A 19,772-nucleotide genomic window follows, 5' to 3' on the forward strand; every position below is an offset into this window, starting at 1 on the left:
TCCCCGGCATCACCGGCCCATCCGGAGCCGGAGGCTTCTGGGCACCCGCCCCTCGTGGTTCCTCCGAGAGCCGCGCGAGGGGCGGGGGCCATCGGCCGCGTAGGGTGCTGAGCACCACATCGAGCCGATAAGGAAACGGTACCTTAGGAACCGGTTCCTGACGTGCGCCCGACCGGGTGATTACTCCGTGTGGAGGTGCAACATTCGGTACATCCGCTTAACCCGCATATGCATCCGGAGGTCCGATGGCTGAGCGTCCTGGTCCAACGCTGCGCCGGCGCAAGTTGGCCAAGGAGTTGATCGCCGCACGTGAAGCGGCAGGCTTGAGCGTTCGTCAGCTCGCGGCAGAAATTGGGCTCCAACATGGCACGGTCAGCAAGATCGAGAACGCGAAGCAAGCCATCCGCCCAATCAACATCAGAGCGATCGGGCGCGCCACAGGTCTCAGCAAGTCGAAGATCGACAGCCTTGTGCTGCTCGCGGCGGATGACGACACCCGGGATGACTGGCTGCTCGAATTCCGTGAGGGCATGCCGGACTGGTTCTCGTGGTTCTCGGCCTACACCACCCTGGAGCGGGACGCACAGGAGATCTGGACCTACACATCTGAACTGGTAGACGGTCTGCTCCAAACGCCTGCCTACGCTACCGAGTTGGCCCGTTGCGGCTACCCCGACATCAGCGAAGGTCAGTTGCAGCGTTCCGTAGAACTACGACGGGCGCGGCAATCCCTCCTTGACGAGGACGATGCTCCGCGCCTCCACCTCATTTTCAACGAGGCGGTGGTGCGTCGTCCTGTGGGCGGCTGGGAAGTGATGCGCGAACAAATCACCCATCTCATCGAGATGGCCAAGCGGCCGAACATCACTCTTCAGGTTCTGCCCTTTGAGGTCGGGGCACATCCGGGAATGAAGTCACCCTTCACGCTTCTACGTTTTCCTGAAGGCTTCGACGACATGGACTGCGTGTACCTGGAGAACGTCGTTGGCGGCGTGTGGCAGGAGCGTTCATCCGACATCGCCGAGCATGTGAGGGTCTTCCAGCACATGTCCCGGTTGGCGCTCTCCGTGGAGGACACGGCCCAGCTTCTCTATAACCTGGTGTCCTCCGAGAGCCAGAACAAGTGAAAGGAGCACGACTTGCGCATGTCTCCGCAGGCCGTGTGGCGTAAGTCCAGCAAGAGCGGGCAGAGTGGCCAGTGCGTGGAGCTGGCTCACACCACCGACGTTGCTGGTGTTCGTGACTCGAAGAACCCCACCGGACCGGTGTTGACCTTCAGCCAAGCCGAGCTGACCAGGTTCCTCAACACCGTGAAGACCGGCCAGCTGGACGGCTGAACACCGACCAACAGCCCCCGAGCCAGACTTGAAGTGGGCCCCGGGGGCTGTTCCGGTGTTCCTTCGACATCGCAGCCCTGCGAGGCCGCCGGCAAAGTCGGTTACCGGTCGAACAACGAGGCGGTATGGCCCCGCCCTTCACCCACTGGCGTACGAGCAGCCGGTCCCCGAACACACCAATGCGTGCGTAGAGCTGGCGTCTACGCACCACAGCGATGAAGGCCTACATGACCTGCGGCGTTATCGGACGCAGGGCTGCGGGCAGAGCAGCCGACGTCAGGGCTGTGCTCGACAGCCTCGTCGCCTCGTTCGCCAGCCACCTCGCGGTCATCAGCCGACCACACCACGACTGACCCGCGCCGGTCTCCGGCCCCGCGCCTGCCCGCCTTCCCACGCAGCGCGGGGCTTGTGCGGTGTTGTCCGGCCTGGTCAGCCCAGTTCCACAGCTTGTGCGTCCGGTGTGATGGTGAACCGCCAGGAATCCACGGGTGGACGCCCCTGGTCGTCCCACCACCGGTACGCCGCTTCCGCCTCGTCCCACAACCGACGTGGGCCGTGTTGCCGAACCGGCCACGGGCCAGCACCGGCATGGCGCCCGTACGAGGCCGTTGCCCATGACCCGCTCTGCGGGTCGAGCAGCCACAGCACGTGCCTTCCCCTGTCGCCGACTGGCGGCTGGTGCCGCCAGTGGCAGCCGGGTAGCCGTAGCGCGATAGTCCACAGTGGATCGAGGTGGAACAGCTCCCACGGTCGCACCCTCGTGGTGCCACTGTCCCCGTCACCGTCATCCGACGGCCAGGGAGCGATCGGGCGCCGTTGCGCGCGCAGTTCCATGAAGTCGACGTAGCACGGCACCGGCCTGCCGACCGCCGTCCTGTCCTCGCCAACCTCGAACCGCACCAGCGGTCCGGACGTCAACGTCGTGCCCAGAGGGGCGAGGACCGCCCCACCCGGTCGGGTTTGCTCGATCCAGACATCGGGGAACTGCCCGAGCATCACGTTGGCCGTGACGATCACCCGGTCGAACGGGGCAGCGTCCGGCCAGCCGTCCGCGCCGTCCCCGGTCACCACCCGCACCGGGTGTCCCGCCGCCACCAGCCGCTTCCGGGCCTGGTCGGCCAGCACCGGATCGACCTCGACGCTCACCACGCCGTCGGCACCGAGCCGGTGCGCGAGCAGGGCCGAGTTGTAGCCGGTGCCGGTACCGATCTCCAGAACTCGGTGGCCCTCGTGCACGTCGAGTGCGTCGAGCATGCCCGCCACCACGCTCGGCTGAGACGCCGAACAGGTGGCGTGCGCTCCCGTGTCCGGCCACACCGTGGCACCGTCGTCCCACTGCGTGATGATCGCCCGGTCTGAGCGCACTGCCCGCAGCCACCGGTCCGGCTCGGCGGCGCGATCGACAGCCACGTGCCCGTCACCGAGGTCAACCCACATCCGGTCCGGGATGAACCACTCGCGCCGCACCGCGGCGAGTGCCGGCCGCCACGCAGCCGGCACCGCTGAGCCAAGTTCGTCAACGAGAGTCACAGCGGGTTGTTCTCCGGGTGCCAGTCGCTCGGGTTGATGTCGCCCGGCGTCTTGCCGGTCGCCCGGTCCTCGTGGACGTCGTGCTTGTCGCCCTTCTTCTCGTCCTTCTCGTCGCCCTCGGCCATCGCGCTCTCCTTCCACTGCGGTTTCCCAGCACCCCGGTGTTGCGAAATGAACGTCGTCACCAGGTTCCGCTCCGGGTGCGTGGGACTCGACGATCCCGAAGAGTAGGGCGGCCCTCGATGGTATGACCAGAAAATTTCCCGTTATTTCTCGAAATGATTTTATGGTGATCACCAGGAGAAACCGCGGGAAATACTGAGCGGTTTCAGCGCCAGTCTCCTGAATCGTCCTCAGGTGCTTCCGCGGCCAAGTCAGCCATGACACTGGTGATGATCGCCCGCGCGGCGCCGCCGTAGCTGGCGACAGCGGCCAACTGTTCGAAGATGCTGCTGTACAGCGCGATCTCCTGAGGCTGCCGCAGGTTCAGTTCGGCCGAGTAGGTCTCAACGCGCACCAAGTCGTTGTCCAGCAACCAGAATCCGTGGCGCGGATCGGTGATGTACCGCGTGTTGAACCCGATGATGCCGAGCCGCACGTTGCGCATCGAGGAGACCGCCACAAGACGGTCGAGCTGGGCCAGCATCACGTCGACGGAGACCAGCCGGTAACGCAGTGCCGCCTCGGTGAGGATGAAGTGGAACCGCTTGTCCGGCCGGTACAGCATTTCTTGGCGCCGCATCCGAACCCGAACGGCCTCGTTGATGTCGTTGGGCACCTTGTGCACCATGACGACCTGGGCGAAGCGGGCCCGCGCGTAGTCAGGCGTCTGAACAAGGCCGGGAATGACGGTGTTCTCGAACCCTCGGTAGAGCTTTGTCTTCTCGTCGTGCCTGGCGAGCGAGCTTTGGTGCGCCCTCATGCCCGCCTTCAACAGGCGCTGCCACTCGGCGTGGTGCAGTTCGAGGGTGTGCAGCGCGGCGAGAAGGCTCCCCAACTGGGCCTCGGCGTTCGTTGCGCCGACCCAGGACCGGATGTCCTCGTCGGTCGGCGTCTGCCTGCCGTGTTCTATCTTCGAAATCTTGGAAGCCGGCCACGACAAGGACTCCGCGAGCCCCTTGCCAGAGAGGCCGGCCTGCTGGCGCAGCTCGCGGAGTCGTTTGCCGAGCGCGTCGCGCGCTTCATCGACGCTGGTGATACCGCTGTTCATACCGCAGGGCGAAGTCGTCCCGTGGGATCGCGTGGTGCCGGGCGACATCACGCCAGTAGTTGTGTTCAACGATGATTGCCGGGTCTTCGACAACTTCCGCGCCGACAAACCGGTCGTCATCACCGAAACGCATCATGACCAGCTTGCACGAGTCGAACAGCCAGTAGTCGTAGCGCGGAAGGTTCGCGGCCTCCGCCTCGTCCCGGGTGAGGTAGCGGATGTCGTCTCCGGCCTTGTTGGTGTATCCGGAGATCCACAGGCTGAACCGCGTGTAGTCGGTCAACGGAAAGCTGACCACCCGAACGCGGGAGAACAGGCGACCCGCGGCCGTGGCTTCGCGCACCAACTCCAACCAGTTCTCGTGGTACGACGCGTCCGGCTCACCCGCGACGAACTTGCGAAAGGACTCCGTCTCGCGCGGTGAGTTGTACCGGTCGCGGGTTTCCAACCGAAACGCCGTGTGCTCGAAGGTGCGGAAGAGCTGGACGAAGTCGGGGCCTGGCTTGATGAAGGTCAGCTGTCTCCCTCCTTCTGCCGGTAGCGGCGCACGTAGAACTTGAGCACCTCTTCCGGGATCTCGACCAGGGTCTCGTGATCCGGCACCGGTCCGACGTCAGCCAGCACCCGGGGATCGGTCACCTTCCACCCCTGGGCGATGTACGTCACCCGGTCTGCTCGGTCGGTGGCGAACAGCGTAGGGGAGTCGCCCTCGGTCGACTCAGGATCTTTGCCAAGAAACTGAGCGCGCATTGCCCCTCATTTCTTGAACACGGCGAAATCTGCTTGCCATAGTGACGCAGAGTGGCTGGTCCGTCAACGCTCAGTCGTCGGTGCCGCTTCCCAGACTTGGGGCTGTCGGTAGTCACGTGATGACGCTCTGTGGCAATAAGGTGAGGCGCGTCCCGGAACCCGCCCGCAAGGAGGCCCCGGTGGACCGCCGCTCGTTCCTCACCGCCACCGCTGGTGCTGTTGTCGCCACCGGGCTGGGTGGTCCCGGCGCCGCGCACGCCGCCGCCGCGCTCGACCCGGCCGCGCTGTTGGAGCAGCGGCTGGCCACCGCCCTGCTCCACCCCACCGCTGAGACCGCCCCGGCGAGCCTTTCCGCGCTGCGGCGCCAGTTCGCCATGGCGAGCGCCGAGTTCGCCTCCTGTCAGTACCTCTCGCTCGCCGACCGGTTGCCCGTCCTGGTCACGGCCGTGGAACACACCACGCGCGAGCACGGAACGGCAGCGACGGCGGCGCTGGCCGCGCAGGTCTACCAGCTCACCGCGCGGGTGCTCGGCAAGCTCGACGTCTCGGCCGGGCTTCAGCCGATCGCGGCGGACCGTGCCGCGCGCGCCGCCGAGAACAGCGGTGACGATCTCCTCCTCGCCGCCGCCCGTGAGGTGGTCGCCTCGGCCGCGCGCCGCACCCACCACCCCGAGCAGGCACAGCGGATCAGTCTCGCGGCAGTCGAAAGCCTGCTGCACTCCGGTGTCCGCACGGCCGCGACCTGGCGCGCGGCCGGAATGCTCTACTGCGGCGCCGGATACGCCGCCGCCGTGCGGGGCGACCAGGCGCGATCCGCCGAGTTCTACCGGGAGGCCGCCGCCACCGCCGAACGCATCGACGACGAGCCGGGCCGCACCCGCCTGCTCGCCCACGTCCGGTCACACCAGATCTCCGCGGCGCACAAGCTCGGCGACGCCGTCGCCGCGTTGGAGACCGCGCGCACCGTCCCGTTCGCGGCGCTGCCCACCACGGAACGGCAGGCCCGCTACCTCGTGGACGTCGCCCAGGCGTGGGCCATGTTCGGCAACCCCGACCGGGCCCACACCGCGCTGCTGGCCGCCGAACGCCTCGCGCCCGGCGAGGTCCGCACCCGGGGCGCGGTGCGCCGGCTCATGGGCGAGCTGTTGGCATCCCCGCGAGCCGCGGCCATGCCCGGGATCCGCGCGCTCGCCGCCCGCGTCCACGCCACCCAAGGCAGGTCGGCGGCGGTGGACGCGAACGCCGCCGGCGGCCGGGTCACCACGACTTGACCTGCGGGGCCTTCTTGCGCTCCATCTCCTGGATGGTCCGGTCGACCTCCTGCTGGAACTGCTCCTTGGTGAGGTTCGGCCCGTACTTCTCGTACAGCTCGATGCCCAGTCGCACGGTCATCTTGTCGCCCTCGTCGGTCCGGCCGACCCCGGGGATGTCCATGGTCGCGGCCCGCTCCAGCAGTTCCGACGGGAACCCGGCGGAGCGGCCCACGTATCCGTAGTGGATGTTGGACCAGATGTCGTAGGAGACCTTCTTGTTCTGGCCGGGGACCTTGAGGTCGTACTCGTTCTTGGTCTCCATGCCGTAGCGGTCCTCAAGGATGGGCTTGTGGTCCCAGGGGCCGTTGCTCTTGACCTTGTCGTACCACTCCTTGATCGCCTGCGCCTTCTCGATGGGGTTCCAGCTGTCCCACTTCTCGCGCATCTCGGCGATGTCCTTGGAGTTCATGTTCTTGATCATCTCGTTGAAGATGTAGTTCTGCGCGTCGGCGAAGTTGTTCTCGCTGCCCGCCTGCCACGCCTGGGCCAGCGTGGTGTGCTTGGGGGCCACGAAGTTGTGCTGCTGGCCGCCCAGGTTCACGTGCAGCGCCCACGCCGCGGTGTCGTCGGCCTCGGTGGCGTTGGCCCTGGCCCGTTCGATGCGCTTGGCCATGACCGCGATGGCCTGCTTGGCGTCCGCCACCGCCTCGTCGAAACTGCCCTTGCCGCGCCAGGTGCTCTGGTCGTCCTCCCGCACCTCCTGCTTCAGCGTGACCTTGCCGGCGCTGTCGACCTGGAGCCCCTGGGCCGGCGCGTCCTGCCCGGCGATGCGGTGCAGTTCGTCGCGCTGGGTGCGGAACCGGTCGTGCGCCTCGCTGAGGATGTCCCGGATGCCCGTGGCCTCCTTGACCGCGTCCTCGAACTCCTTGCCGGTCTTGTCGATGAACTCGGTCGCGGCCTTGGCGTCCTTGCCGGTCCAGCCGGACAACGGCCCCCGCACCGAGTCGCGCAGCTCACCGCCGAGCGGCTGGAGCTTGCCGATCATCTCGGTCCACTCGTCCACAGCGGACTTCAGCTGATCCACCGGAGCGTTGTACAGGTTGTCGTAGCTGAGCACGGTCGTTCCCCCAGTTTTCCCGCTAGTTGAAGCTCTGGCTGATCTGGCTCATGGACATCTCGTTGGCGTCCTCGGTGAGCTGGTGTCCCTCGGCGTTGGCCGCCAGCGACTCCTCGATCTTGTGGCACGCCTGGGCCAGCGTGGTCACCTGCTGGTACCACAGGTCCGCGGTGTTCTTCAGCGCCTTGCCCAGCTGGAAGTTCTCCGCGCTCAGCGCGCTGGCCGCGGTGTTGTTCGCGTCGTCGACCAGCCGACCGTCCTTGTTGACCCGGTCCAGCAGCTCACCGGCCGCGCTGGAGCCGCGCCGCAGGGCGGCGGGATCAACGGTGATGCCCCCGGAACCACCGTTGCCACCGCCACCACCGCCGCCCGCGCTCATCGGCGCGGTCGCGTCCGCCGCGCCGGTGGGCGGGCGCTCACCGTTGTGCCGCCACGGATTCAGCGCCTGATCGATCGAGTTCCCCATGACCAACCCCTTGTCCGCCCGTAACCCCCGGGGCCTGCTGTTCGGCGCAGAATAATCCGGTTCGGCGGGGTCCGCGTCCAGCAACAGAAGGATGTTGGCGTCTGCCAGGTGGAGTAGGCCCGAGGCCGGGGGTAAACCTGTGGGGTAGGTGACGGCCACGACCGGATCCGGACCACGGCGGCCAACGGCGCGGCCGCTCACGGCTCACCCCGAGGTGGTGTTCGCTTCCGCCGGTTGGGCGGTGCCGGGGCCGGTGGCTGGCGCGGCCGCGGACCGCCGTGCGGTGCGCAGCACCAGCGCGGCGACCACCAGCGCGGCCAGCACCAGGCAGGCGCCAACGCGGAAGGCGAGCCGGTAGCCACCGGTCAGGGCGTCGGTCCCGGCGGTGCCGCCGGCCAGCAGCGCACTGGTGCGCGTGGCGGCCAGTGTGCTCAGCACCGCCAGGCCGAGCGAGCTGCCGACCTGCTGCATGGTGTTGAACATGCCGGAGGCCAGCCCCGAGTCCCCCGGTGTCGCGCCCGACATGGCCAGTCCGGCCAGTGCCGGCATGGCCAGGCCGAAGCCGAGCCCCAGCGGTACCGTCGCGGGAAAGACCTCGCTGAGGTAGGTGCCGTCCACCGAGACCTGCCCGAGGATGCCCAGGCCGCCGGCGATCAGGACGAGGGCGCCGAGCAGCACGGCGCGACCACCGAACCTGGCGATCAGGCGCGGGGCGAACAACAGCGACATCAGGCCGATGAGCAGCGACACGGGAACCACGCCGAAGCCGGTGCGCACCTCGTCGAAGCCGAGCACCCGCTGCATGTACAGCACCGCGAGGAACTGGAAGCTGAACATGCCGGAGATCATCAGCGTGTGCGTCGCCAGTGCTCCCGAGACGTTGCGGAACCTGAACATCCGGGGTGGCAGCAGCGGGTCCTCGGCCCTGGCCTGCCGCACGAGGAACGCCGCGAGCAGCACGAGGGCACCGAGGCCGAACACGAGCGTGTGGACGGAACCGAAGCCGTGGTCCGCCGCCGCGACGATGGTGTAGACGGCCAGCACGAGCGCGGCCGTGACCAGCGCGGCGCCGAGCACGTCGACGCTGCTGCCCTGGTTCGCGCCCTGCTCCGCGCGGAGGTGGCGGTGGGCCAGGACCGCCGTCGCCGCACCGATCGGCACGTTGACGAAGAAGATCCAGTGCCAGCTGGTGGTCTGCGTCAGCACACCGCCCAGCAGCAGGCCGAGCGTGCCGCCCGCGGACTGCACGAAGCTGTAGACGCCGATCGCCCTGGCCCGTTTCCCCGGCTCGGTGAACATGGTGACGACCACGGCCAGCGTGACCGAGGACGTCACCGCGCCACCCGCGCCCTGCGCGAAGCGGGCGACGAGCAGCGTGCCCGCGTTCTGCGCCAGACCGCAGAGCAGGGACGCCGCCGTGAAGACGACCAGGCCGGTGATGAACACCCGCTTGCGGCCGAAGAGGTCACCGAACCGGCCGGAGAGCAACAACAGGCCGCCGAAGGGGATCAGGTAGGCGTTGACCACCCAACCGAGGTTCGACGGCGAGAAGCCGAGACTCTCCTGAATGGACGGCAGCGCCACGTTCACGATGGTGCCGTCGAGGATCACCATCAACTGGCCGGCGCACAGGATCGCCAGTGCCAGCCAGCGGGACACCTGGCCCGCCGGCGCGGGCATGGCCTGAGTGGACATGGCCTGAGTGGACATGGAAATCCTCTTCTCGGGCGACGCGCTGTTTCCGGAGCCATCCTGTGCGACCGCCGCCGACCTCGGAAGAAGGCAGTTCCATGTCCCAGAGGCACACGGATGTGACCGGTCACGCGGACAGGCGCGGAATTCCGACCCGTGGCAACCCGGAACAGTGTGGATGCGCCGCGGGCTGTTCCGACCCGGTGCTCACTGTCCACACACACCGGTGAGGGGCGCGGGGCGTCCTCCTGCCGTCAGTTCCCGTGAAGAGCTGACCTCCACGCCGCGGCTCAGTCTTCGTGCAGGTCGGTCAACTCGCTGTGCAGGCGGTTGATCTCCCGCACGAAGTCCTTCACAAAGGACTCGTCAGCGACGAACCGCCCGACCCAGTTCGCGAACCGGACCGCGAACTCCTTCTCCGCGGCCACCACCAGGTCGTTGGGGTCCGCTGCCGGTGCCAGGCCGAAGTGCCGCGCCAACCAGTCGAGGTACTCCGCGTGGCGGTCGTACTCGCTCAGCTCGGCCTCGTCGTCCGAGTCGTCATCGTCCTCGTCGTCAAATCCGGCGTCGTAGTCCCCCACGTACAGCGCCTTGTCACACGCGAGCTGCTGGAACAGCTCTCGCAGGTTGCGGGCGACGAGTCCGATTCCGCCTTCGTCGCCGAACACCACGACGGGCAGGTCCGCCAGGTCCGCGCGGTCGTCGATCCGCCAGAGCGCGTACTTCGACCCGCTCGCGTTGGCGTAGGCGAAGGAGCGGAAGCTGTCGAGGAACTCCGGGTCCTTCGACCAGGTGTCGATCCCGGTTGTGGCGCCGAACTCCGCGAGGTCGAACCCGGTCGAGATGTTCTCCCCGCCGATGCGGTCCTGCAACTCCTTGAGCAGGTTCAGCTCTGGCACGGGCGAGTAGGTGTCGGTCATCGGACCATCATCGCGCAGCGCCACCCCGCGCTAATTGGACTACAGTCCGGTTATGCCTCGTCACGGGAGTAGCGAACCACAGGCCGGTGTCACCAGCGGGACCGACGAGTTGCTGACGCTGCGCACGTCACCCCCGAAGGAGCGGGCCGACGCGGCCCGCAACCGCGCCGTCGTGCTGGCGGCGGCGGCCGCCCTGTTCCGGGAGCACGGGGTCGAGTCGGTGTCGATGGACGCGATCGCCGCCGCGGCTGGCGTTGGCAAGGGCACCCTGTTCCGCCGGTTCGGCGACAAGGCGGGACTGGCCACCGCACTGCTCGACCAGCAGGAGCGGGCCCTGCAGGAGGCGATCCTGTTCGGCGCCGCCCCGCTCGGCCCCGGCGAGCCGGATGCCGCGCCCACTCCGGCCGAACGGCTCCGCGCGTTCACCAACGCCTACCTCGACTACGTCCTCACCCACCTCGACCTGGTGCGGATGTCCGAAACCGCCAGTCCCGGCGCGCGCTACCGGATCGGCGCGTACCGGTTCTGGCACCGGCACGTGTCCCTGCTGCTCGCCGGCCGGTCCGACCCCGAGGCCGACGCGCACGCGCTGCTGGCGGCGCTCGCCGCCGACCACCTGCACGCGGTCGTGGCGGACCTCGGCGAGGCGCGGGTGCGCCAGGCCGCGCTCCGGCTCGCGGACGCCCTCACCACCTGAACCGGAGGAGAAGCAGGATCCACCCGCTTGACTCAACCGGACCACAGTCCGTATGGTTCCCGACCATCAAACGGACCGTAGTCCGATTACTTGTCCGGTGGGAGTTCACACCAATGTCTGATCTGTTGCACATCGCCGCCAGTCCGCGCGGCGACGCCTCGGAGTCGCTGCGCATCGCCGACACGTTCGTGGCGGCCTACCGGCAGGCCCACCCCGACGCGACCGTGCGGACCTGGAACCTGTGGGACGGCTCGCTGCCCGCGTTCGGGCCCGCCGCCACGGGCGCCAAGATGACCGTCTTCGGTGGCCAGACCCCCGAAGGTGAGCAGGGTGCGGCCTGGGCGGAGGTCCAGCAGGCGGTCAGCCGGTTCACCGCCGCCGACCGGCTGCTGTTCAGCGTTCCCATGTGGAACGCGGGCATTCCCTACGTGCTCAAGCAGTTCATCGACGTGGTGTCCCAGCCGGGCGCCGTGTTCGGCGTCGACCCGCACACCGGCTACATCCCGCTGCTCGCCGGGCGCGGCATCCGGGCCACCGTGATCTACACCAGCGCCGTCTGGGGGCCCGGCCTCGGGTCGGAGTTCGGCAACGACTTCCAGTCCACCTACTTCACGGACTGGCTGCGCTGGACCGGGATCACCGACATCAGCGAGATCCGCTTCCACCCCACGCTCACCGGGGACGCCGACACCGAGCGCGACGCCGCCCACGCCGCGGCCCGCGACCTCGCCGCGTCGTTCTGAGCGCGGCCGCCATGTCACTGTCCTTTGTGGAGGGTTTGGCGCTGGCGCGCGAACTCGGCGCGCGCGACCACCACCTGGCCGTGCTCGTCACCCTGCGGCCGGACGGCCAACCGAGCACCAGCGTGGTGAACGCCGGTGTGCTGGCGCACCCGGTCAGCGGACGCGACGTCGTCGCGTTCGTCGCCCGAGGCGCCACCGCGAAACTGGCCAACCTGCGCACCAACCCGCGCGTGTCACTGGTCTTCCGCGCGGGCTGGGAGTGGGTCGCCGTGCACGGCCGGGCCGAACTCGCCGGGCCCGACGACCCGCTGCCCGGCCTGGGGCACGACGACGACCTGCGCACGCTGCTGCGCGACATCTACACCTCGGCCGGCGGGCACCACCACGACCTCACCGTCTACGACGAGGTGATGGCCGCCGAACGCCGCACCGCCGTGCTGGTCACCCCGACCCGCTTCACCACCAACCCCCCTGGCACCGAGCACGAGGAGCACCCGTGAGCACCGTCCCCCCGCCGCCACCCGGCGTCCTGCAGGTCTGGTCCGACCTGCTGTGCCCGTTCGCCCACCTCGCCCTGCACACGCTGCGCGCCGCGCGGGCGGCCCTGCCCGCCGACGACCCCGCCTCGGGTGTCCGGGTGGAGCACCACGTGTTCGCGCTGGAACTGTTCAACGGGCCGCATCCCCGGCGGGGCACCGACACCGAGGCGGTCGGCCTGGGGCAGGTCGCTCCCGAGGCGGGGTTCCGGGTGTGGGGCGACGCCGACGACCGCTACCCGCACACCGTGCTGCTGGCCGCCGAAGCGGTGCTCGCGGCGTCCGCGCAGAGCCTGGCCGCGGGGGAAGCCCTGGACGCGGCCCTGCGCACCGCGTTCTGGACCGACAGCCGCTCCATCGCCCACCGGCAGGTCATCCTGGAGGTGGCCGCCGAGGCCGCCGCCGCCGCACCCGAGTCGGGTCTGGACCCGGCCCGGCTGGCCGAGGCGCTGGACAGCGGCCGGCACCGCGCCGAGTTGACCCGGGACCACGCCGTCGCCAGCACCGACGCCATCCCGACCAGCCCCACCTTCGTGCTGCCCGACGGCACCGCGGTGGCCAACCCGGGCGTGACCGTGCACTGGGAGGGCCCCTGGGCCGCCGGCTATCCCGTGGTCGACGAGCACCGCCCGGAGGAGGTCGTCGACCTGCTGCGCCGCGCACTGAAGTGAGTGAACCGGTGGGCGACGACGTGCTGCTGGACTGGCGGCACAACGTCGCGCTGCGCAGGATCGTCGTCGGCCCGCTGCGCACGAACTGCTGGGCCGTGCACCCGCCCGGCGAGCGCCAGGCACTGCTCGTCGACCCCGGCGCCGACGCCGGGCGGGTGCTCGACGCCGTGCGCGACCTCGACATCGTCGCGGTCGTGCTGACCCACGCGCACTTCGACCACGTGCTGGCCCTGCCGGAGATCACCCGCGCGCTGGACGTGCCGGTGCTGGCGCATCCGGACGATGCCCCGGTCTGGCCGCACGAACTCGACCACCTGCGCCGCCACGGGCACTTCGACGCGGGCACCAGCACCGCCGAACTGCTCGCCGCCGACAGCGGGTCGCTGACGCCGCCACCAGACGCACCGCTGTGGGACGGACGGACCCAGCCCGTGCTGGAGGGGCTGCGGCTGCGGGTGGGCAGCCTGACCGCGACGGTGCTGCACACCCCCGGCCACACGCCGGGCGGGCTCACCCTGGCGCTGCCCGGTCACCTGCTCACCGGCGACACCCTGTTCCCCGGTGGGCCCGGCCTGACCGGCTGGCCCCTGTCGGACTTCGCCACCATCATGCTGTCGGTGCGGCGGCTGCTCGGGCACAGCCCGGACACGGCCGTGCACCCCGGCCACGGCCCCAGCACCACCGTGGGCAGGCAACGGCCCCACCTCGACGACTGGCAGCGGCGAGGCTGGTGAGCCGGCGCGGGGGCCGGTCGTCGACGTCAGTCGTTGCGGCCGGTCACCGCCACGGTCACGCCCAGGCCGATCATGCTGAGTCCGCCCACGCCGCCGACCACGGCCAGCCGCCGGGGCGAGCGGACGAACCAGCCGCGCGCGGTGGCCGCGGCCAGCCCCCACACGCTGTCCGAGGCCAGCGCGATGACGTTGAAGACCACGCCGAGCAGCAGCATCTGCCCGATCACGTACCCCTGGGCGGGGTCGACGAACTGCGGGAGCACCGCGGCGAAGAACACGATGGTCTTGGGGTTGGCCACGCCCACGGTGAAGCCCTCCCACAGCGTGCGCAGGCCACCTCGCGCCGGGCCGTCGCCGGTGACCGCGCCGGGCAGCGCGCCGCGCTGCCGGATCGCCTTGACGCCCAGGTAGACCAGGTAGGCGGCGCCGACCAGCTTCAGCGCGGTGAACACCACGACCGAGCGCTCCACCACGGACCCGACGCCCAGTGCCACGGCCACCACGAGCACGTACGCGCCGAGCGTGTTGCCCAGCACCGTGGTCAGCGCGGCCCGCCGCCCCTGCGCCAGCGCCCGGCCGACCACGAACAGCACACTGGGCCCGGGGATGACGATCAGCAGGAACGACACGGCCGCGAACGCGAGCACCCGATCAGCAGTCAACACGCCGCTGAGCGTAGGCGCGTGCCGAGCCCCCGCCACCCGCTTTTCGCCCTCGGCTGGCTCAGCGGCTGTGATGGCGCGAGGTGGTCAGTCGGGTGTGCCGGTCAGGGTCTGGGCGTCCGCGACGGTGGTCTGCACGCGGCACCACGAGCCGTCGGCGAAGTGCAGCTCGACCATGCGCGGGCCGTGCCTGAGGTTGGGCACCATGGGCTGCTTCCAGCGCCGCACCCCGGCCAGCTCCTGGTGCGGCCCCTCGAACTCGACGGTCAGCACGGCGTCCTCGGGGCGTTCGGTCAGCGGCGGTCGGCGCGCGGCGCGCACCATGTCCGTGGCCGCGCCGCGGACCAGCTTGCCCACGCCGCGCAGCAGGCCACCCACCGACCTGTCCTCGGCCAGGTCCGCGGTGAACCCGTCCAGCGCGTTCTCGCCCTGGCGCCGCGCGTCCCGCAGCCGGACCACGGCGAGCCGGGACGGGGTGAGCACCAGGAAGGTGTCCGCGCCGGCCAGCGCCCGGTACAGGCGCACCGCCGTGCACGCGGGGTGCTCTCCGCGCACCGCCACCCACTGGCCGGCCACGGGGTCGTCGCTGAGCAGCTCCGCGGCCCGCAGCACGGCGTTGGTCTCCTTGGCGGTTCCGTTCTCGTCCAGTCCCCCGACCTTGTACCTGCCGGCGGCGAGGTTCTGCGTGCACTCGGCGAACACCAGCACCTGTTCGCCCCGCGTCCACTGGCCGAGCCGGCCGAACGCGAGCTGCTTGGTCTCACTCACAACGTGAACCCACGTTCCATGTTGTCGTTGTCGCGCCGGTTGCGTTGCGACTCACCGGTGGCGGCCTCGCCCGCCTCGGTGAGGCCCTGGTCAACCGCCAGGTCGCCAGCGCTCTGGCCAGCCTGCTTGTACCACTTGGTGCCGGTGAGACCGGTAACCGCGCGCACACCCACCGCCATCGGATTACCCCACTTGGTGACCGCACCGGTCACGCCGGTCGCCCGCAGCGCCACCCTGACCCACAGCTTCTGCGACTTGATCAGCTGCTGGATGGTCTCGGACAGCTGCTTGACCGCGCGCAGCGCCCGGACCAGCCACTGCAACGCCTTGCTGATCTGCGTGAGGATGCGGGACAGGGTGATGCTGATCCGCGCGGCCGAGGTGGCCCATGCGGCGGCGACCGAGGCCCCGGCGGAGATCACGCTGGTGGCCAGGGCGGCCAGCCAGGTGATGATCAGTCCCTCGACGAACTCCCGGACGATGTCGACCAGGATGTCCCACAGGCCCTCGAAGAAGTCGGCGACCTGTTCGAGGTGGCCCTTGAGCTGGGCGCAGCAGTCGGCCAGCGAGCGGAGGCCGTCCTGGAACTCGGTCATCTGCTGCTGGTAGGCGTCCGAGGCCGGTCCACGCCACTGCTGGGCCAGTGCCTGCTGTTCGCCGGCGTCCTGGTCGGCCACCTGCCTGACGAACTCCGCCATCCGGCCCCAGCCGGCCGCGGTCGCGCGCATCTGCTCGGGGTCGCCGGTGACCTGCTCGAACAGCGGCCGGAACGGCACCATGCACCACTCGACCAGGAAGCCGAGCCCGTTGTCCCAGAACGACTGCATGGGGTTGGCCAGCAGCTGGTCCACATCGCGTTTCAGGCCGACGCCGGCGACGAACAGCTGCGGCAGCGACGAGGCGTTCTGGAAGTCGGTGACGCCGGTCCGCACGTCCTCGGCGCTCGTGACGATGTCGACCTCGGGTGTGGCCGCCTGCCACGGGCTGGTCCGCTCGAAGAACCGCTGCTCGGTCTCCCCCGCCATCACAACGCCTCCGCCCCCTGCTGGAACAGCTTCTGGTGCGCCTGGTCCACGTCCTGGTAGTGGTCGGCGCTGGCGGTCAGCCGCTCGGCCACCGAGTGCAGGAACGCGGCGGCGTCGCGCACGTGCTCCTCGACCGCGCTGACCATGTCGTCGTAGCCGGTGAAGAACCCGGCCTGCTGGCCGATCAGCCCGAAGCAGTCCTCGGTGGCCCTGGCCTGCTGGATCTGCTGGGACAGCTGCTCGATCACCTGGGCGCGGTCGGTCTCGTTGCTCGCCTCGGCCCGCAGCGCCCCCGGGGCGACCTCGAAGTCCGGCATGGGCGCTCCCTCAGCTCAACAGGGTGTGCTGGCTCATGTCCTCGTCGTCGTAGTCGTCGCGCGGTGCCGGTCGCGCCGGCTGCGGAGCCCGCGGGCTCGGTTCCGGGGCCGGTGCCGCTGCCGGGTGTCCGGACGGCTGGGCCGACGGCGGCCCGGGCGGTGGTGGGGGCGGGGGCGGGGGCGCGGGCGGGGTGGCCGCCGCCCCGGGCGGGTTGGGGATCGGCGACCCGACCGCCGCGAGCGCCTCGCCGTAGCGGTCACCGATCACCGGGCGCACGGCGGCTTCCAGCTTGGCGGCGACGTCGGCGTTGGCCCGGTGGATCGTCTCGGTGATCACCGCCTGGAGCCGGCGCGCGCCCAGCTGGACCGAGCGCTCCTCCAGGTGCAGGGACACCAGGGCGCCGCCGGGGGCGACCACGGCGGTGACCGATCCGTCCGGGCTGCGCGCGGTTCCCCTGGCGGTGGCGATGGCGTGCTGCAACTCGCCGGCCTGCGCCTGGCGGCGCTGGTTCTCCGCGAGCGACGCGCGCAACCAGCTGTCCGGGTCATTCATCTGGCGCTCCTGGACCTGTTCCACGCACCGGGGCGATGACCCGGCCATGCTCACACGCGGATCACCCACCCCGGTCCGCGTTCCTGGGGTTGTCCGGTGTTCGGCCCAGGGCGGAAACCGCCGAACGGGCCGAGCGGCACCGACGACCGGCCGAGGCAGGGCGTGTTCACCCGGGTCGCCGCGGGTCATTCCGCGCGGGCGGCACCGCGCCGGGCGCGCCGCCTGGCGAGGTAGGGCAGCGCGAACAGGTACAGGCCGGAGAACAGGAGCAGGGCGAGCGGGAGCAGCGGGGTGTAGGACACCCAGACGAGCGGTTCCTCCTGTGCCAGGGCGATGACCGTGACGATGACGGTCACCGTGAAGGCGATGGACAGCCAGCGGTGGAGCTGCCGAACCCGCTTGTTCCACTTCATGGGGATCTCCTCTGCCAGACGAGGCCCCTGGCCCGGGCGATCTGCCGGGTGGGGCGGCCACTGAGATCACGCTAGGCGCGGCCCACCGGTCCGCGCTTCTCGATTCCTGACCGGTCCGACAGCCTTCGCCGCGACACCGCGGCCCCTGGTCGGGAGGACGGCACGGCCCGGTGGCCACGGCCAGCTCGTCCGGACCCACCGCGCCGCAAGTCCTTGCCCTGCGCGGTTCAGGCAGCGTTCAGCCGACCGGCGAGCCCCACTTGCACACTCCACACTGGACTGTCCACAGTAGAGCAACATCGCCCGGTGGGGCCGTTCGCGCCACGCCGGCACGCCCCCACCGGCCGTCCCCGTCGCGGACTGGTCAGCCGACCTTCTTCCACACGCCACACCGCTGCGAGGTGAACCCGCCGTCGCTCGGCTTGATGGTCACCCTGATGTCGGTCGCGAGGTTCACGAAGTTGTTGTCGATGATGTCGCCGTCCTTCGCCGACCGCTCCCAGTAGCAGTCCTCGACCCGGCCGGTGATCTGGTAGACGCCGGGCGGGATGTCCACCCCGACCACGTACTTGCCGTTGCCGTAGAAGCGCTCGTAGTTGCCGGACTTCGCGGCCGCCAGCACCGGCGCGTGCTCCGGGCACAGCATGGGGATGCCCAGCTCGGTCCACTGGCGGCGGCGGTCATCGGTGAGCACGTCGTCGGCGAGCCACTGTGCCGGTGACTTCTCCGACTGGTCCCCCGCCCGCGTCGACGGCTCGGTCAACGCCTGGCAGGTGCGCCGCACGTCGTCCGACGCCTCCGCCCTGCTGCCCCCCGTCAACCCCTTCTCCCGGGCCAGCGCGTCGAGCTGCTCCGCGGGTGTGGGTGGACGGGTGGTGGTCACCCTGGTCGCGGGCACCGACGCCCCGGGCACGTGCTTGAGCATCCAGCTGTGCAGCTCGTTCACGGCGGACAGGATGGCGGCCTGGTTGTCCGGCGACTCCGTTCCCCGCGCCCCGGCCGTCTCGGCCTGTTCCGCCAGCGTGATGCCGTCCCCGTAGAACTCCGGGTTTCCGGTGCCCTGCATCAGCAGCCTGATCGCGTCGACCCGCACGAGCAGCGCGCCGATGTGGTCCTGGCAGGCCGATCCGGTCGCACCGCCGGGGCATCCCTCGGCCAGTTCCGCGGAGAACTCGGTGAAGGCCGAGGCGATCTCCCCGGCCGTGACCGCCGTGCCCCCGGCGGGCTTGGCTGACGCGGCTGGTGCCGCCGGCGGCGTCGGTTGGGCCGAGCACGCCGCCAGCAGCACGCCGGCGATGCCGATCACCAGTAGACACGGTTTCACGATTCCCCCTCGCATCCGGCTCTCCCGTGCCCCATCGAGAGGTGGTGACCGACCGTTACCGCCGTCGCTCACTTGGAGTAGTGGCGGCACACGCGGTGCGACACTCAGTGGGCGTCACTCAGCGGGCGTCACTCAGCGGGCGTCACTCAGCGGGCGTCACTCAGTGGGCGTCGCTCAGCGGGCGGCGTCGAACAGGCGCCGCGCGTCAGCGACGGCCCGGGCCAGTGCGTCGGGGTCCGGGCGCAGTGCCGCCGTGATCGCGTCGACGCCGCGCAGGCCGGCGCGGTGCAGCAGCCGCTTCTCGTTGGTGACCCACTCGCCGCGCGCCGCCAGCACCGCGTGCGCCGTGCACCCGGCCGCGGTGGCCAGCGCGCCCGCCACCTCGGTGGCCTGGCCGCGGGGCACGTGGGCGCCCTCGGCGTACCGGAGGGTGAGGCCGGCCCGCTCCCGCCACACCGGCGGGGCCGACGCGCGCAGTGCCGCCGGGTACTCGGGCCGGGGCAGGTGACCGCGCAGCACGCGGTTGCTGGCGAGTTCGGCGACCACCAGGTAGCTGGGGATGCCGGCGAGGTGGAACATCAGCGGCTCCCAGTGGAAGCGCCCCTGCCGCGCCTCGGCCAACTCGTGCTCGACCACGTCGAGGTCGCGGTAGTGGACATCGACGTGCCGGCCGTCGATGGTGAGCCAGGCGCCGCCGTTGAACACGCCGCCCCAGCCGCCGACCGCGGAGACCTCGCCCGGCCAGCCGAGCGCGCGCAGGTCGGCCGGGTCGAACGCGCCCCGGTAGTACACGGCCAGGTCCCAGTCGCTGTCCGGGGTGTGCGTGCCCTGGGCGCGCGAGCCGCCCAGGGAGACGGCGCGCACCGAGGGCAGCGTGGCGAGCCGGTCGGCGACGTGGTCGAGGAACACATCATCAGTCATGGGAAATCCGATCACGCGAAGTGGCTGACGGCTGGTGTGGGCACAGCGAACAGCGACGCCGGAGCGGGGCTCGGACGGCGTCGAACCAGTTGTTCGCTGGCGGTCAGCACTTCACGCACCGGATCCTACCGAC

25 protein-coding genes are annotated in these 19,772 nt (G+C 70.2%); 8 read left to right on the top strand and 17 right to left on the bottom strand.

Annotated elements, in window-relative coordinates:
• The first annotated feature begins 245 nt into the window (after positions 1–245).
• Both LX83_RS33415 and LX83_RS33420 read left to right on the top strand, forming a co-directional pair.
• Positions 246–1,127 carry a helix-turn-helix domain-containing protein gene (locus LX83_RS33415; RefSeq protein ID WP_253778891.1) on the top strand — a complete coding sequence of 294 codons (882 nt, stop codon included), beginning with the start codon at positions 246–248 and terminating at the stop codon, positions 1,125–1,127.
• A gap of 18 nt (positions 1,128–1,145) precedes the next feature.
• Positions 1,146–1,337, top strand: coding sequence for a DUF397 domain-containing protein (locus LX83_RS33420; RefSeq protein WP_253779092.1), 192 nt, complete (start codon positions 1,146–1,148; stop codon positions 1,335–1,337).
• A gap of 429 nt (positions 1,338–1,766) precedes the next feature.
• On the opposite strand, the gene LX83_RS33425 is transcribed toward LX83_RS33420, so the two are convergent.
• From LX83_RS33425 to LX83_RS33440, 5 genes are all read right to left on the bottom strand, one after another.
• Positions 1,767–2,837 (bottom strand): methyltransferase domain-containing protein, encoded by a 1,071-nt coding sequence (locus LX83_RS33425; protein WP_253778893.1) that lies wholly within the window; start codon positions 2,835–2,837, stop codon positions 1,767–1,769.
• A 26-nt stretch (positions 2,838–2,863) separates the two neighbouring features.
• A complete protein-coding gene (locus tag LX83_RS38185; RefSeq protein ID WP_301329341.1) occupies positions 2,864–2,992 on the bottom strand; it encodes a hypothetical protein in 129 nt (42 codons plus the stop codon).
• A 203-nt stretch (positions 2,993–3,195) separates the two neighbouring features.
• A complete protein-coding gene (locus LX83_RS33430) occupies positions 3,196–4,077 on the bottom strand; it encodes a helix-turn-helix domain-containing protein (protein ID WP_253778895.1) in 882 nt (293 codons plus the stop codon).
• Positions 4,049–4,594: a DUF6879 family protein gene (locus LX83_RS33435; RefSeq protein ID WP_407649727.1), complete on the bottom strand. Its 546-nt coding sequence runs from the start codon at positions 4,592–4,594 to the stop codon at positions 4,049–4,051. The genes LX83_RS33430 and LX83_RS33435 overlap by 29 nt, the downstream gene beginning before the upstream one ends.
• Complete coding sequence (locus LX83_RS33440) at positions 4,591–4,743, bottom strand: hypothetical protein (RefSeq protein ID WP_253778900.1); 153 nt, start codon at positions 4,741–4,743, stop codon at positions 4,591–4,593. The genes LX83_RS33435 and LX83_RS33440 overlap by 4 nt, the downstream gene beginning before the upstream one ends.
• A 263-nt stretch (positions 4,744–5,006) precedes the next feature.
• Between LX83_RS33440 and LX83_RS33445 the strand changes: the two genes are divergently transcribed.
• Entirely contained in the window at positions 5,007–6,098 is a 1,092-nt protein-coding gene (locus LX83_RS33445; protein ID WP_253778902.1) for an XRE family transcriptional regulator, read from the top strand.
• Here the strand turns inward: LX83_RS33445 and LX83_RS38590 are convergent.
• The 4 genes from LX83_RS38590 to LX83_RS33465 form a co-directional block, all read right to left on the bottom strand.
• The gene (locus LX83_RS38590; RefSeq protein WP_253778905.1) at positions 6,085–7,197 is read right to left on the bottom strand and encodes a polymorphic toxin type 44 domain-containing protein; all 1,113 of its coding nucleotides are present in this window, start codon (positions 7,195–7,197) and stop codon (positions 6,085–6,087) included. The genes LX83_RS33445 and LX83_RS38590 overlap by 14 nt on opposite strands.
• A gap of 22 nt (positions 7,198–7,219) precedes the next feature.
• A complete protein-coding gene (locus tag LX83_RS33455) occupies positions 7,220–7,663 on the bottom strand; it encodes a hypothetical protein (protein ID WP_253778907.1) in 444 nt (147 codons plus the stop codon).
• Between the two features lie 204 nt (positions 7,664–7,867).
• Entirely contained in the window at positions 7,868–9,373 is a 1,506-nt protein-coding gene (locus tag LX83_RS33460; protein ID WP_253778909.1) for an MFS transporter, read from the bottom strand.
• A gap of 272 nt (positions 9,374–9,645) precedes the next feature.
• Entirely contained in the window at positions 9,646–10,275 is a 630-nt protein-coding gene (locus tag LX83_RS33465; protein ID WP_253778911.1) for a hypothetical protein, read from the bottom strand.
• A gap of 52 nt (positions 10,276–10,327) precedes the next feature.
• On the opposite strand from LX83_RS33465, the gene LX83_RS33470 reads away from it, so the two are divergent.
• The 5 genes from LX83_RS33470 to LX83_RS33490 all read left to right on the top strand — a co-directional run bounded on the left by LX83_RS33470 (position 10,328) and on the right by LX83_RS33490 (position 13,656).
• Positions 10,328–10,972, top strand: a complete 645-nt coding sequence (locus tag LX83_RS33470; protein ID WP_407649724.1) for a TetR/AcrR family transcriptional regulator — start codon at positions 10,328–10,330, stop codon at positions 10,970–10,972.
• A 113-nt stretch (positions 10,973–11,085) separates the two neighbouring features.
• Positions 11,086–11,715: an FMN-dependent NADH-azoreductase gene (locus LX83_RS33475; protein WP_253778912.1), complete on the top strand. Its 630-nt coding sequence runs from the start codon at positions 11,086–11,088 to the stop codon at positions 11,713–11,715.
• An 11-nt stretch (positions 11,716–11,726) separates the two neighbouring features.
• Positions 11,727–12,215 carry a TIGR03618 family F420-dependent PPOX class oxidoreductase gene (locus LX83_RS33480; protein ID WP_253778914.1) on the top strand — a complete coding sequence of 163 codons (489 nt, stop codon included), beginning with the start codon at positions 11,727–11,729 and terminating at the stop codon, positions 12,213–12,215.
• Positions 12,212–12,922: a DsbA family oxidoreductase gene (locus LX83_RS33485; protein WP_253778915.1), complete on the top strand. Its 711-nt coding sequence runs from the start codon at positions 12,212–12,214 to the stop codon at positions 12,920–12,922. The genes LX83_RS33480 and LX83_RS33485 overlap by 4 nt, the downstream gene beginning before the upstream one ends.
• A gap of 8 nt (positions 12,923–12,930) precedes the next feature.
• The gene (locus LX83_RS33490; protein ID WP_253778919.1) at positions 12,931–13,656 is read left to right on the top strand and encodes an MBL fold metallo-hydrolase; all 726 of its coding nucleotides are present in this window, start codon (positions 12,931–12,933) and stop codon (positions 13,654–13,656) included.
• A gap of 26 nt (positions 13,657–13,682) precedes the next feature.
• On the opposite strand, the gene LX83_RS33495 is transcribed toward LX83_RS33490, so the two are convergent.
• From LX83_RS33495 to LX83_RS33530, 8 genes are all read right to left on the bottom strand, one after another.
• Positions 13,683–14,321 carry a LysE family translocator gene (locus tag LX83_RS33495; RefSeq protein WP_253778922.1) on the bottom strand — a complete coding sequence of 213 codons (639 nt, stop codon included), beginning with the start codon at positions 14,319–14,321 and terminating at the stop codon, positions 13,683–13,685.
• 84 nt (positions 14,322–14,405) lie between these two features.
• Positions 14,406–15,086 carry a hypothetical protein gene (locus LX83_RS33500; RefSeq protein ID WP_253778926.1) on the bottom strand — a complete coding sequence of 227 codons (681 nt, stop codon included), beginning with the start codon at positions 15,084–15,086 and terminating at the stop codon, positions 14,406–14,408.
• Positions 15,083–16,111 (bottom strand): WXG100 family type VII secretion target, encoded by a 1,029-nt coding sequence (locus tag LX83_RS33505; RefSeq protein ID WP_253778927.1) that lies wholly within the window; start codon positions 16,109–16,111, stop codon positions 15,083–15,085. The genes LX83_RS33500 and LX83_RS33505 overlap by 4 nt, the downstream gene beginning before the upstream one ends.
• Positions 16,111–16,428 carry a type VII secretion target gene (locus LX83_RS33510; protein ID WP_253778929.1) on the bottom strand — a complete coding sequence of 106 codons (318 nt, stop codon included), beginning with the start codon at positions 16,426–16,428 and terminating at the stop codon, positions 16,111–16,113. The genes LX83_RS33505 and LX83_RS33510 overlap by 1 nt, the downstream gene beginning before the upstream one ends.
• Before the next feature lie 10 nt (positions 16,429–16,438).
• Complete coding sequence (locus LX83_RS33515) at positions 16,439–16,981, bottom strand: YbaB/EbfC family nucleoid-associated protein (protein ID WP_253778931.1); 543 nt, start codon at positions 16,979–16,981, stop codon at positions 16,439–16,441.
• A gap of 185 nt (positions 16,982–17,166) precedes the next feature.
• Positions 17,167–17,394, bottom strand: a complete 228-nt coding sequence (locus LX83_RS33520; protein WP_253778933.1) for a hypothetical protein — start codon at positions 17,392–17,394, stop codon at positions 17,167–17,169.
• Between the two features lie 364 nt (positions 17,395–17,758).
• Positions 17,759–18,718, bottom strand: coding sequence for a hypothetical protein (locus tag LX83_RS33525; RefSeq protein WP_253778935.1), 960 nt, complete (start codon positions 18,716–18,718; stop codon positions 17,759–17,761).
• Positions 18,719–18,892: 174 nt separating this feature from the next.
• Positions 18,893–19,639 (bottom strand): nucleotidyltransferase domain-containing protein, encoded by a 747-nt coding sequence (locus LX83_RS33530; RefSeq protein ID WP_253778937.1) that lies wholly within the window; start codon positions 19,637–19,639, stop codon positions 18,893–18,895.
• Between the last annotated feature and the right edge of the window lie 133 nt (positions 19,640–19,772).

Origin of the sequence: Goodfellowiella coeruleoviolacea (assembly GCF_024171785.1) — a bacterium.
Lineage (GTDB): Bacteria > Actinomycetota > Actinomycetes > Mycobacteriales > Pseudonocardiaceae > Goodfellowiella > Goodfellowiella coeruleoviolacea.

What these genes read in the sequence shown, in the direction of transcription:
- LX83_RS33510 (WP_253778929.1), bottom strand. Translation starts at nt 16,428, where the DNA reads ATGCCGGACTTCGAGGTCGCCCCGGGGGCGCTGCGGGCCGAGGCGAGC.
- LX83_RS33455 (WP_253778907.1), bottom strand. Translation starts at nt 7,663, where the DNA reads ATGGGGAACTCGATCGATCAGGCGCTGAATCCGTGGCGGCACAACGGT.
- LX83_RS33520 (WP_253778933.1), bottom strand. Translation starts at nt 17,394, where the DNA reads ATGAAGTGGAACAAGCGGGTTCGGCAGCTCCACCGCTGGCTGTCCATC.
- LX83_RS33530 (WP_253778937.1), bottom strand. Translation starts at nt 19,639, where the DNA reads ATGACTGATGATGTGTTCCTCGACCACGTCGCCGACCGGCTCGCCACG.
- LX83_RS33415 (WP_253778891.1), top strand. Translation starts at nt 246, where the DNA reads ATGGCTGAGCGTCCTGGTCCAACGCTGCGCCGGCGCAAGTTGGCCAAG.
- LX83_RS33460 (WP_253778909.1), bottom strand. Translation starts at nt 9,373, where the DNA reads ATGTCCACTCAGGCCATGTCCACTCAGGCCATGCCCGCGCCGGCGGGC.
- LX83_RS33465 (WP_253778911.1), bottom strand. Translation starts at nt 10,275, where the DNA reads ATGACCGACACCTACTCGCCCGTGCCAGAGCTGAACCTGCTCAAGGAG.
- LX83_RS33515 (WP_253778931.1), bottom strand. Translation starts at nt 16,981, where the DNA reads ATGAATGACCCGGACAGCTGGTTGCGCGCGTCGCTCGCGGAGAACCAG.
- LX83_RS33470 (WP_407649724.1), top strand. Translation starts at nt 10,328, where the DNA reads ATGCCTCGTCACGGGAGTAGCGAACCACAGGCCGGTGTCACCAGCGGG.
- LX83_RS38185 (WP_301329341.1), bottom strand. Translation starts at nt 2,992, where the DNA reads ATGGCCGAGGGCGACGAGAAGGACGAGAAGAAGGGCGACAAGCACGAC.
- LX83_RS33505 (WP_253778927.1), bottom strand. Translation starts at nt 16,111, where the DNA reads ATGGCGGGGGAGACCGAGCAGCGGTTCTTCGAGCGGACCAGCCCGTGG.
- LX83_RS33475 (WP_253778912.1), top strand. Translation starts at nt 11,086, where the DNA reads ATGTCTGATCTGTTGCACATCGCCGCCAGTCCGCGCGGCGACGCCTCG.
- LX83_RS33420 (WP_253779092.1), top strand. Translation starts at nt 1,146, where the DNA reads ATGTCTCCGCAGGCCGTGTGGCGTAAGTCCAGCAAGAGCGGGCAGAGT.
- LX83_RS33430 (WP_253778895.1), bottom strand. Translation starts at nt 4,077, where the DNA reads ATGAACAGCGGTATCACCAGCGTCGATGAAGCGCGCGACGCGCTCGGC.
- LX83_RS33480 (WP_253778914.1), top strand. Translation starts at nt 11,727, where the DNA reads ATGTCACTGTCCTTTGTGGAGGGTTTGGCGCTGGCGCGCGAACTCGGC.